Origin of the sequence: Candidatus Fukatsuia symbiotica, from assembly GCF_003122425.1 — a bacterium.
Lineage (GTDB): Bacteria > Pseudomonadota > Gammaproteobacteria > Enterobacterales > Enterobacteriaceae > Fukatsuia > Fukatsuia symbiotica.
Genome location: NZ_CP021659.1, coordinates 424,515 through 437,543 on the forward strand (window position 1 = coordinate 424,515; position 13,029 = coordinate 437,543).

Sequence of the window (13,029 nt, forward strand, 5' to 3'; positions counted from 1 at the left end):
TAGAGAAATGGCTTGTGAAACGCTCAAAAAAAGACGTATCGTCGGCTATTTATTTACCATCTACATAAAACATATTAATTTTCATTCTATGGTCGTTAGAAAACTTGGCGAGCATGGCTGCACAGGAATGGCAGGGCCTCAGGGTTGACGTGATATTCAATGTATAATCTCCTGGATTCATACCGATACAGTGGTGCACGGCTTCTAACAATTTTGTTTCAGTATCCGTACTTCTCGAAACCGGTTGTTCCCCGCCCATGGTAGAAATCGGATATAACTTAGCAGGATTTTCGTCTCGCTCACTGCCGTGAATATAGTGAACCTCTGAGTTTAAATTGTGGAATCGATAAGTTAGCGGGTCAAAGTCACCAGAAAATGCCGTGAATTCTTGTACGATTTCTCCTTTTGACTCAAGGGTTGCATACAGGGTATTACGGCATTTCACTATTTTTCTTAGCAATAGGCCATCACGTACCATCTGATCTGTAAATGTTGCCGCCAGAGCAGGTTTTATTCTTTTCTTGTGTTCAAGATCTGTACGAATGCTCTTTGTTTTTTCGCCTCCATTGTGTACGTCTGTCAGAAAGTTTACTGTTACGCCTACCATATTCGCTGTCTGTTGAGGGGACGCTGCCTGCATAATATCGCCTTGCTCAGCAAATTTATGATATTCGGCAACGATACTCCTGGATGATTCATTTTGTTGTTCCAGAGCTTCTATGAACAATTTGCCTAAATCCTCGTCGTGTTGGTTTACCATTTCTTTATAAAATGGTTGTGCTAGTTCGTTTAATGTTCTGTCACGGAAAGGGATGTGCAGTGTTCCTTTTACATGGTTGGCGAACCCGGTAAAAGCCTGGAGACCCTCTTTATGATTAATATCGATTGGGGGTGCTAATCCATCTTGGTCAGACAATAACACAGGGTTATTCCTGACCATGCGATATAAGTTTAGGCCATCGATGGTGCCAGCAGGATCAGCGTTGAGCCAGCGGCCGATCCACGGTTGGTAATAACGGTAACCGTAGTAGTAAAGCCCTGAAGCATCCCGCTCTTTACCCGAATAACGCAGGGTTTTGTAACTGGCTTCGATTGTACTGCGTGCTGCCCACAGTGCGGTGCCACCAAAGGGGTAATATTCTTCCTGGCTGATAAGATTACCGTCACCGTCCAGTTCCAGTTGACTGCTGCCAATCGAGTTGTCGTAGCTGTAGCGAAGGGAGTTATTCTGGATCCCATGCGGTGGGGGCGTTTCCCAATGGAGTACGCGTACTTGTGCCTGCCCCGCGACACCCACATTGATCACCTGCAGTGATTCTTTTATCTCATCGCCCCTCTTTTTTGTATGCAGTTCCAGGCCAGACAGGTAGACCACTTTTTTCTGAGACAGTGTTCCACCGGTCAATGTGAACTGTTGTTTGATCACCCGTCGCCCCGTGCTGTCATAGTGATACTTTTCTACATCATCGGGGTTTCCATCACGGTTAACACGTATGACCTGCTGTAGTTGATTACGGCTATTCCACATTAATTTTTCGGCGTGATATTGCAGTTGTTGTTGATTGCCTGCCGCATCGAAAAGCGATTCTATCTGATGTGATTGCCGCTCATCGCCATCTTGAAACAGTGCGTGATTAGATTGCTGAGAAACGTTGATATGGGTGGTATACCGATTCGCGCCATGATGCTGGATCTGAATTAAATTCCCTCCGCTGTCGTAGGTGTATTCACGGCTGTAGTTGACCGTGTGATTTTGATCGCCAATGAGGGGCGGTGGCGTAACAACTTGTGGGTTCCTTTGTCCATACGACTCACGACCTGTCGCTGTGCTCAGTTGATAGAGTGCATCGTAGCTGTAGCGGCTTTGCGCTTTTATTTCCTGATTTTTGTAAAATCGGCGGTTAATCGCGTGATCTTCAATACTGAGAATATTGCCAACGGGATCGTGTTGGTAGTGTAAGTCTTGTAGAATTTTTCTATCACTTTGCCGTGTGGTTTTGCTGTTGATGAGCCGTAAGTTCTGTGGGTCGTAGCGGTATTCGGTTTTCACCCCATTACCACTGATTTCGCACAATTTTTGTCCGGCGGCTGAGTAGGTTAATGAATCGACTATGCGTTGTTCGGGTTGATTATGTATCGTTAACCGGCTTGCTTGCAGTTGGCCTGCCACATCGTACACCAAACCTTGCTGATTCCCTTTCGCATCGATGTGCGTGATCGGCTTGCCCGCGGCGTTATAGCGGTTGCGGGTGGTGAACGTCTCTTCTGCTAACAAGGTATTCCAGGTGGTTTGATCTTCTCCCCGCCAGTCCAGCGGCTGATCGATATTACGGAGTAGCTGACATGCTTCACGTAACGGCTGGCCGGTTAACGCCACACTTCTCAAGGTGTTGACACCTGCCGTGTTGTAGTGGTGCAACAATCGGCCGGACAAATTGTATTTTTTATTTTCTTCGTTCACTGGCGCGTAGATAAAACGTTCAATCACCCGATCCGCCGTGCCCCCTACTGGCTGCTCAGACACCGCCAGGAGACGTCCATTTTTTCCTGTTTCATATTGCCAGCGCTGTTCTGTGCCACGCGCTTCTCTTTTCCACACGGGACGACCCTCAATGTCCTTGAGTATCATCTGACAACCGGCATCAACACTGTCAGTGTACAGCGCATTGCCAACCAGGTCAGATTGGTAAGTGAAGTTAGGTTTTATCGATAACTGTGTTAATTGCGCGTGATATAACCGAGGGTCGATATGGTTGATCACATGCCCCTCGGCATTATATTCACTGCGGCTAATGCCTTCTTTTACGCTTTCTTGTTCGCTGGTGCGATTGTATTGCAGTTCACGCACGGCTAACCCGCGGTTATCTACTACCTTAATAGTAGGCGTGCCACGGTATAGGTTGGGGTTAAAATGTGTTGTCATGATCCTGGCGTCTCCGTCATATTTTGCTGTCTTTTTTCCAATACCTCCGCGGCGGTATCATTTTCGTCCTCGTGCACGGTAAACCAAGGAAAGAAACGTGTCCGACTCAGGTAACCTTTCGTATCAATCTTCTGTATCTCGCGCCCGAGTGGGTCATAATAAACTACATCAGAAACACGGTTTTCACGCGCGCTGTCATCATTGACGTAACGCCAATCATCGAGATAGTAAGGGGGATAAATGCGCACCGGCTGACCTTTATGATCGTATTCCTTGCGTCCGGTGACCGCCCAGCGGCGCGCAGTAAACTGGGGCGCTGTTTGCATCAGGGCTCCCTCACTGTGACGTTGATAAGCCGTGCCCGCCTCATGGCGCACTGAGGTTTGTAGCAGGCGACCAAAACCGTCGCTGAACATCACTTGCTGGCTGAGTTTTTGTGGTGCATTGTCGACATAACGATCGGTCACCACGGTGGCAATATGTGGTGGTAATCGATGAGGCTCTTTCATCATCCACGAATCGACAGCAAAAACGTGGAATTGGGCGACAGGCAGAGGGCCTGTCCATGCCAAGGCTTCATCTACTGTCCTGGGTAGATGAAATTGCCCGGGTTCCGGCTTGGGAAATCCGACAGCGATTCCCTCTTCAATGCCGTAAAAGCCGCTGGCGCATAGGCGTCCCAGGGCATCAAATTGGGCCCAATGCGTATTGTCGTTCAAATCTTTAATTTGAAAGGGTGTTAAGAAACGATAGTCGTAGTCGGCTTCAGTCATCTGACCGACACTGTCTGTTATTTTTTTTATTACACAGTAGTATTTATCCCAGGTTAGTGTGCTTTTACCCATCAATGAAGTGCTGCATTGTCTCAATGGGCGATAAAAACCCGTGCTGTTTGCATAGTCGGTTTGGCCTTGACGGATCAGCCAAATTTTCTCACTCGGGGAAAATTGTGCGCTGGCCGGTAAGTAACCCGCTGCCACTAACTGCCGCTCAAGGGCTTCCCCTGTTAATTTATCAGCAAATGCGGTTAAGGTACGTTCATTTAGCACGGCGGTTTCAGTAAAAGCGACTAACGCTTGCACCGTGGGTTTTTCCAATGGTCTATCCGATTGGTTGGCGGTATAAAATATCTGCTGTTGCCCGGCGAAGGTTGATGTCTTGTGCTCTGGGTTGAGTGGTTGCACCTCTCTTGATAAACCCTGCTCAGGTATTTGATCTTGGGCATAGTGTAAGATATCGGTTTGCTGCAAATCAGGAAGCCCTAATCGCCATACACCCTGCGTGGTCAGATGATGCCACCGTTGCCGAGTGACTGTCGAACGTAATACCTCTTGTTGTTGGTCATAACTGCTCGACCAGCTGGTGAGCGGCAGATCGGTTGGATAGGGACTTTCGGTTGCGCGCGGCCTTCTTGGATAGTGAAGGGTGGCACTGTGCAAGGGGTAGCCCCATTCATCCGATTGAAACAAGATCTGTTGCTGACATTGGGGATCACTGATGATTCGTTCGTAATAATAGTCACGTTGCTCAATCAATAAAGGCAGTACGACGATAGACAGATTTTTCCTCTCTGGGGACGGCATCGAGGCTTGAATACGTCGTACTTGATAACGTGATTCGCTGACGGTGTAGGGAATACTGGCTTTGCTGTTTTTATCGGACAGATCGCCATCCAGTCCATAGACTTCAGTGCGTAACATGCTGCCGTTGAGCGCACGGTATAGCCAATATGCTTCTTCTTCTGTCGGTGTGGTTGGCTGGTCTTGATCACGGTTAAATGTGGTGAATAATGTTGCTTTACGGGGAAAGGCATGGCTGTCTTTTGCCCAAAATTCGTGCTGATGACGGGTTTCGTCCTGCGTTTGTCCCGTATGGTACCAGGTGCGACTCTGTTTGGTGTTCGCTCCATTGCCTAACGTTTCGGTATCCCAGGTGTCTACGCGACCAAAACCACGAAATTCGCGTTCTCGGTTATCGTAGACACCCTGGGAGTAAGACGCAACTTGGGTTAAGCGATTGCCGGTGATCTCATCTTCAGTGCAAATTTTAGTCAATAGATGAAGAGGGAAAGGTAAATCACTGGCATGAGGTTGCGCTTTTACGGTGGCTTTTTCATCCAGCCAACATTGAGCGGAACTGCGATACTGCAGCTGATAACGCATCCCACGGTTATTATTGACGTCGGTGAGCAAGTTAGACTTCTTCTGTACCCAATCACAGCGCCAGTGACGCGGTGTTGGATGGAAGAGACTGAGGATCACACTGGTGACACCTTGCCCCTGGATATCGGCGAGTGTGATCTGACAGCTGTCGTCATAACGGATGTCGGGGGGCAGCAGCAATATTTTCGGTTCTGCAAAGTGGTTACCACTCTGATTGCAATAAATGAGCAGACGGTCTGACTGGGCATACACCAGATCAGGTAGCCCTGAGCCGTCGAGATCGGCTAAAAATACGTAATTGGGCTGAAAAGTCGCACGAGGTTGCTCAAAACCAGGCAGAGTAATCGGTTGCCCAAAACGTCCCTGACCTAAATTCGGCCAACAGGTGACGCCATCGTGTCGTATTTGTACCCAATGAGGTTGTCCAGAGCCTAATACATCACTGAATGCTAACCATGTTAGGCTGTCTGTGGGTGTAGGTAGGCTAACACCTTCCGGTAGCGTGATCCCCTGACTCTTAGAAAAACCATCCCGCTGGTTAGCATAAACTCTGACACTGTTGCCCTCAATCAACACCAGATCAAACAATCCATGACCCATTAGGTCTGCCTGTTGCGCAGCGGGGTGGAAAAATTCACTGGGCAAGGCGGATAAGGGGGTAAAGTGAGTCCAGGTTTTATCCGCGCGTATGCCGTAGTAACCGGCGATGTTAGCCTGAGTGACGACCCAATCGAGGCGGCCACTGCCTGTCATATCCATCAAACGTGCACCGTCACGTAAAGAGGGGATCTGAGGCAAACGGGTGGCGGCAGAATAAGTGACAGTGTCATTTTCTGGTGTCACTTCACCGTCACGCTGTGGTGCCCGATACCACCATGCTCCCTGATCCTGATACAGGATCCCGGGTATTCCTTCGCCATACAGATCAACCAGCTGGTAATTTCGCCCGTCTTGGAATCCATTCAATCCGTTGCTTTGTTGCCAAGAAATGGGTTGCCACGGAGACGAGGTTATTGTTGGTTGAGAAGTTTGATAGCCAAATTCTAGCGGGGGAGGGCACAAGGGTTCCCCGTTTCTTCGTGAGCAAGATGGCGACAAGAAACCAAGGTTGTCACCGCGGTATTTTGTTCGTAGGCTAATAGCCATCGACTGACTAATGCCGGCGTTTCGTCGGTGACGTTTTCCTCACCACTGAGTGCTTTTAAGCGATGAAACATCAATATTTGGTGACAAAGTCGCCGGGTACGTAGGTTAAAACCGTATTCATAGCGAGAAAAACAGTCAAGACGCACTGGCCAGCTTATCTCGGTATTAAAGGTAGGGCGGTCTTTCACGCTGAAAGATCGTTCGCCATAATCAAACACCAGTGTAAATAGCCAGTTATCGGCAGTAGGTACCTGTGTATCCCAGGAAAATAATGCCTCTTTCGCTGCGAGGTTACCGTAATAGATATGTGAGAGATACTGTTGCGCTGAATCTGTCGTATCATCTTCTGCACGGTAGGTATAACAAATATGTTCACCTGTCGGTGAGACCGACTCTTCGAGTAGCCAAATAGCAACACGGCGGTTATCTGCGGGATCGGCGATCCGGGCGCTGGCGTTTTTGCCCAGACAATGTAGCTGGCCATCGGCTGTGTAGACGAGCCAAAACGGTCGTGTTGGGCTTTCGTCCATCGGCTGCCAATATTCGATACGGCTAAACGCTCTTTCAACACGCGGTCGATAACGGGTAACGGTAAAACTTTCGCTTAGGGGGATACCTTGGCATTCAACAATATGATTCTGACTGTCGGGCTGGCCATCAGCCGTTTTCTGAACAATCAATACTTCACCGTCTGGACCGATAAAATCGTCCTGTGAGGTATAAATAAGCTGTTTCCATTGTAGCCAAATTCAGCATCAGTTTTTCGCCACTGAGTAGCCCCGCATAAGTGTCTTGCCAGACTCCTGCTTTGATAAATTTGTGGGAGTCTTTCCCGGTTTCCCACAGCCAAGCACGTTCTGCCATATGACAACGTGAGAGTGTTTGGTCATAGAATCCTTGATAAATGGTCATTAATTGCCCGCGCAACCAACTATAGAGCTTTTGATTACTGAATTTACTCTGTAGGAGTGATAATTGATCCTGGATGTGTGCTTGTTGCATCTCTAAGTATTTTTTTTGCATATCCGCCGCTTGGATACGAATATTTAATCCATTAATCTGTGCGGTTAACTGATCAATTTCTAACCTTGCGCTCTCACGTTGAATATCCCATTCCTCACGACGGCGGCGATACATCTCAAATTGCGAGGTTCTATCGGCAGCTGTCATCAATCCTGACGCGACCATTTCGGCTTTCTGTGCCATGCCTGTCGCCAATGCTCCCCATCGCATACCGCCATTGGATAAGCCAAAAATATTCGGCGCCATTGCCAGCCCTGCCGCCGTCATATGGAGTGTTTGTGCAGCCATCGTTGCCGATGATGAGCCAGTACGTAAATCCATCGCACTTTGCTCACCTTGGGTGATGTTTCTTTCATACAGATTATGATAGTGTTCAAAACGGACCCTAGTCCCTGTCAGACGGCTGTTCAGTGCGGTCAATTCTTCCTGCAATTCTGCTTGTGTTTTATCCTGTAGCTGGATACTGGTGACCATTAATGCCTTAGCTTGTGTTTGTAGTAACGCGTTTAACGCTTCTGCGTCTTTGCGTTCGATAACGTTCAGCAGGGTGGCGCCAAACTGCATCAATTGTGACACCATCCCCCGTGCGTGATTTAGCATCTGAGGAAAGCGTTGTAGCATCCGCGGTTCAATGTCTTGTGTCGGTATGCTAGAAACGTCTTGCGGAGAGGAAAAGAGTGCTCCGCGTAACACGCTGGGTTCGAGGGGATTTGTGTAGAGAGGCAAGGGTAAGGGTATGCCGTCAATGGTCAAATTGTGACGTAAATTGTACAAACGTCTTTTAAAAATAGGCCAGTAGCTTCTAAGTTTGATATTTTCTTGTGGATAGAAAGGGTACCTTATTTCTGATGTTGTCATGGATAACGATGGAGCAGATCGCTCTGCCTGTTGTGCTGGCCTGGTGCTGGGATCCAGTGTGGGATTTTGCCAAATAACCATGTTAGGTTCAGGTTCTTCACCCAAGACATCCAGTGCTTGCATATACCACATTTGTGCTTCTACCAGGGTATCCCGCTCTAATTGACGGTAGGCATGATCACCGCGCTTGAGCAACAAATCGAGATAACGCATAAAGGTCGCAATACGATAATGGAGAGGGTCTGCCTGAGCGATAGCATCTGGGTCTGTGCCCCCGCTGTTTTCTAAATTATTAACACGTCCATCATTGGCGTCCTGTAAAGGAAGCACATTCCAATACTCTGTCTTACTATTGCGGCCAATATGACGAGCAGGTGCTTTAATATAGCCCGCAGGATGATAGACATATTTTAACCAGCGACTGGCTTGGCTAAAATGTTGTTCCTGTAACAAACGTTGCATGACCATCATGGGTAGATAGTAGAACAGTTCCCAGAAGTAAAGCGCATTGGCACCGCGAAATTCTATCCGCTCCTGACCAGAAATATCCTCCTGTTTTTGTGTGTCCAGATTTAATACTGCGTCGATGCTACGATTGGCTAAGGAAGTCAATTTTTTGGCAAAGCGTGTATTAAGGTGTACACGGTGACCACTGTACTTCATATATTGCACGCCATTAACGTCTTTATGTAGATCAAATATTTTATTGTCACCGACAGCGCGATAAGTAATAGGAATAGTCAGATTTTGTGTATAAGGTGTGGTTCCTATTTTAACCTCAAAAGGCACCTGGATAGCGGTATCACTAGTGATAGCAGCAACCCCTATGCTTATTTCATCCGTTTGGTAACGGTTATTTTTTTCGTTAAATGAGACGGCATTGTTTTCTTTTTTATCATTGAATGACGTCTTTATACCATGAATCCGGGTATCGATTCTTATCATTTTTTGTACAAGATTAAGGTGTGTATCTTTTTCATCTCCTTCACGTACAAAATAAGAAAAGGATTGAGTTAAGAAATTAATTTTATTTTCTGGCGTCCCTTCTACGTCTATTGCAAAGTGAGGGTCTAACATAAATTCATTAACGTCGTAAATGCTATAGAGAGCCTTAAGCATGACGGGCCTAAAAATAATTTTTTGCGTAGTGACCTCAAGATGCTCTACCTTTTCTGTTACCTGCCGATAGAATTCAATTTTGACATCGGAGGCATGAAAATAATGATAAATGCCTATTTTCATCTTATCTAAAGAGATAACAACTTTTATCATTGGTCTGTCTGTAACTTGATCATTTAACGTAGAAAGAGCAAATTCCCCGCCATGAGGAGACAGTAATTTCATCAGTTCTGTTTGATGCGGATCTCCCCCTTGATACGCAACGCTGACGCCCACTCTGAAAAATATTTTCAATGTTTCATGAATCTGTCCAATTTTTATAGAAGGCAGACTGTTTTTTACTATAAGACTGAATCCGTTATGATTTACGGTATTTTCTTGTCCGTTGATTTCGGCGGCATAATGATAAGGTGAAGAGTAGCACTTATTAACTTTTATCGTATTGTCTGTATCGAGCTGGTTTTTTATACTGTCAAAGTGTATCTGTAATGCACTATTTTCAATTTTATCACAGACCATTTCATCAGAAATAAAAAAACCTTGCTTTATATTTTTTTCACCTTTTTTATAAAAAAGAATCGCTATTTTTTTATTTTTAATGTCTTCGGCGCAATAGATACCTACTTTTGCTTTATCATTAAAAAATAATTCTTCCGCTTTTTCACCGGGTCCTGATTGAGAAAATTCAATTGGGAATTCAATAGAGGAACTCCAATTACCATCATAACGATGATGCGCCACATTTAATTTATATTTGTTGACACTGTTGCTTTTTTTATCATCATCTTGATCTATTTCCGTTTCCTGACGTTTCTCTATCCATACCAGATAAAGACGTGATTGATAGACCACCGGACGGATCAGTTGATCCATTGAATTAACCGCGCAGTCAATTTTTTTCCATTGACCCCAGGCACCAATGAAGAATTTCCCCTTACTGAATTGTTTTTGATCAACATGCCGCCAATAATAGATCCCTTTTTCATCCGGATTTTCACCGACAAAATAAGTCAATCCCTCGTTACTATTCACATTGTCGTGATAAGCACTGATAATCGATAAATTCGCGATCTGTTCAAATTCGGTCAGATACGCTTTAAATGCCTGTTCTATCACTTCATTATTCAGCTGAGTCTCGCTAATCGCTTGCTGAAAATTATCCATCATTTGGCTTTGCCCAAGGCGCTGTAGTGGGTCAATATAATTTTCTGGTTGATAACGAAGCTTGGCCGTGGCAGCCCAGGTGCTATAACGACAGTTAATGCTCTCCCAATTTTGAAAGAAAGGTTTATTTAATATGTCTGTATTTAAGCCCGCTTTCTCTTGACGTTGTAAAGTCCGATTAATATAGAGCTGGAGAGCAGCGATGGCCGCCGCGATTTTGCTGGTTTTCACTTCCGCCGAAATCTGGTTATCAATCAATAAATATTGGTAGAGATAGTCGCGGGTGGTCAGGGTATTTAACCTCGGCTCATCGACAACAGAGTAAAAATTAATAGAGTGCTCGCTCAGGGCGGTGCTTAATCCTTCATCAAGCTGAATATTTACCTTCTCGGCTTGTTGTTTATTCAGTCCCGTCAATAAAGCCGTCGCGACTGCTTGCCAGTCCTGATAGGTTGACAGGGCATTGAGATCGATGAGTTGACGCAAGGTATTGGTGTCAATATTGAGCCATTGTGCGGTATTTAACCATTGTACGGTGCCGATAATGCTTAAGATATCAATAAAGGGCGAGGAATCGGTATAATCAGCCAGATTAGCGGCCTGTTGTAGCGTTTCTATGTCTGTCTGCATTGTAAGCGCTAACCTATCCGTCAACTTATCCGCCGTCAGGTTCCGCTGCTTTAATGCCATTAGCACCTGGGATGCGTGATCACCGAATGAGGTTATTTGACGGTGAACACGGGTTAATAATTGCAGATCGGTGATGTTGTTCTTAATTAATGTGAGGGATCGATCCAAACAGTGAGGCTGCTCGACGAATAGCGATAGTTCGGCTTCACTGAGTTGTAAACGGCGATAAATGAATGCTAACTGTTGCAAACGTTGACAAAAAATGATCACCTTTTCATTGATTTCTCGATGATCTTGATTCCATTTTATTATTTCATCTCTGAATGTATTGACATTGATAATCAGATCGTCTGGAGCCGTTTGTGGAATTAATTTATCAAGCCAATTTAACAAACAACAAGCCACTGTTTCTGAAGATAGTTCCAATGAAGAGGCAATAAAAGGAGCGATCTGTTCTGACACCTGTATGGCTGTTTCAGGTTCTGCCTGAGCAGGTACCCAATCTAAACCCATGGCGATGGTGTTAATTAATGCTTCGATTTCAGGCGTCTTTTCACCGTTATATTCTGTGGTGGTCATGTCATACAGTTCATTAACCCGCCATCCTTGCTCACGCAGCCAATAAGTGAGTTGATAGAGCTTCTCCATCAACGCAGCGCATCGATCATCGCTCATTTCTATGGAGAAAGTGATTGGATTTTCTGATAGATTGCCTAACATTTTCAACAGTATAGCGAGTTCAGAAACAGTAAGTCCGTGAACACGCGCGAGTAACCGAATACGATACAATGCAGACAGGTAGGTGATTTGAGACACGGTAGTATCAGAAGTCAGCATCTCACGCATGATGCTCAGCCCTCTCTTATCGACAGCCAATGCCTGTCTTAATACCGCAGCTTCTTCGGCTTCTAAGGCGTCATCAGTGCATCTTTCCACGCCTGTGAGTTCATAACGAACCCCCTTTAAGGGTGGCGAATTAAATAATTGGTCAAATTGGCTTGGTGATCTTGGATCATGCTGACTTCGGGTTGTTAATATGGAATTATTCTCTAGGATAAATGCTTGCTCTTCCGGTATGTTATAGCGATCCTGGTATTTTTTTATTCTGGCTATTTTATTTAATTTTTCAAGTATCAAAGATCCAGGAAGTGTTGAAGATCCAAGGATAGGATCCATTATTTTTGCAGATAAGCCCCTTTCTTTATAATAAGATGCTATTTTTTTTATGTCTTTTTTTACGCTATTCAATCGCAATGGCGTCAGGGTTAATTCTGTACATAAAAGAATGTCTTGATCTATTTCTTTTGCCAAAGGCATTTCTTCCATTAAGCGTTTAACGTTTATTTCACGCGCGTGTAATACCTGATAAATTATTTCCTTGGCATAATGAAAATCGCTCTTGGTAGAAAAATATTCATATATGTCACCTTTATTCCCATCGGCTGACGGATCCTGCTCCCTTTTTTCTATAAGCTTTTGTAATAAAATATCATTAGACAGCGTTAAAGTACTCACTTCCTGATCCATATTTTCCTGGCTAAGCTCGAGTGTTTTTAAATCTGGCCGCCGTTTATCTAAATGGTAGTCTGATGAGTGAGCATGTAGTGCACGTGCTTCATGGTATAATTTGTAGAGATAAGCAGGCGCTGAAAACATAGAGGCGGCAGTACCAGGCACAGCGTATCCGTGCTGAAGTGAGAGAAAACTCGAATCATATGTCGGCTTCTCCGTGGGTGGTTTATATTCGCTGATAATCCGTCCGATATTTATTTCCGGATTAGCACGCGTCAATGTTTTTCTCAGTCGGTTCTGATTTTCAATCGCGGTATCATACAGCACTTGCGTATCTTGCCAATCGAGTTGGTAAAATTCTGCCTTTTCCAAAAAATCATTAAACGGCATTTCTGCCACTTCATTTAATGAAGAAAGCTTAATTTGTTTTAGGGAATCATTAATGTTCATAAAATCCTTATTATATTTTTTCGTATAGCCGATTTAGTATTT

Annotated in this window: 4 protein-coding genes; all 4 read right to left on the reverse strand. The window is 45.1% G+C overall.

Translation table 11 applies throughout. The features are described from left to right. Nucleotides 1-49 precede the first annotated feature (49 nt). The 4 genes from CCS41_RS02040 to CCS41_RS02055 are packed head-to-tail and all read right to left on the reverse strand — an operon-like array spanning nt 50 to nt 12,987. Complete coding sequence (locus CCS41_RS02040) at nt 50-2,923, reverse strand: RHS repeat-associated core domain-containing protein (protein WP_072550810.1); 2,874 nt, start codon at nt 2,921-2,923, stop codon at nt 50-52. Beyond that, the gene (locus CCS41_RS02045) at nt 2,920-6,147 is read right to left on the reverse strand and encodes a toxin TcdB middle/C-terminal domain-containing protein (protein WP_162859955.1); all 3,228 of its coding nucleotides are present in this window, start codon (nt 6,145-6,147) and stop codon (nt 2,920-2,922) included. Before CCS41_RS02045 ends, CCS41_RS02040 begins: the two co-directional genes overlap by 4 nt. Then, nucleotides 6,129-6,911 (reverse strand): SpvB/TcaC N-terminal domain-containing protein, encoded by a 783-nt coding sequence (locus tag CCS41_RS02050; protein ID WP_240313801.1) that lies wholly within the window; start codon nt 6,909-6,911, stop codon nt 6,129-6,131. The genes CCS41_RS02045 and CCS41_RS02050 overlap by 19 nt, the downstream gene beginning before the upstream one ends. 4 nt (nt 6,912-6,915) lie before the next feature. Further along, nucleotides 6,916-12,987, reverse strand: coding sequence for a neuraminidase-like domain-containing protein (locus CCS41_RS02055; RefSeq protein WP_119797113.1), 6,072 nt, complete (start codon nt 12,985-12,987; stop codon nt 6,916-6,918). Nucleotides 12,988-13,029: the final 42 nt, after the last annotated feature.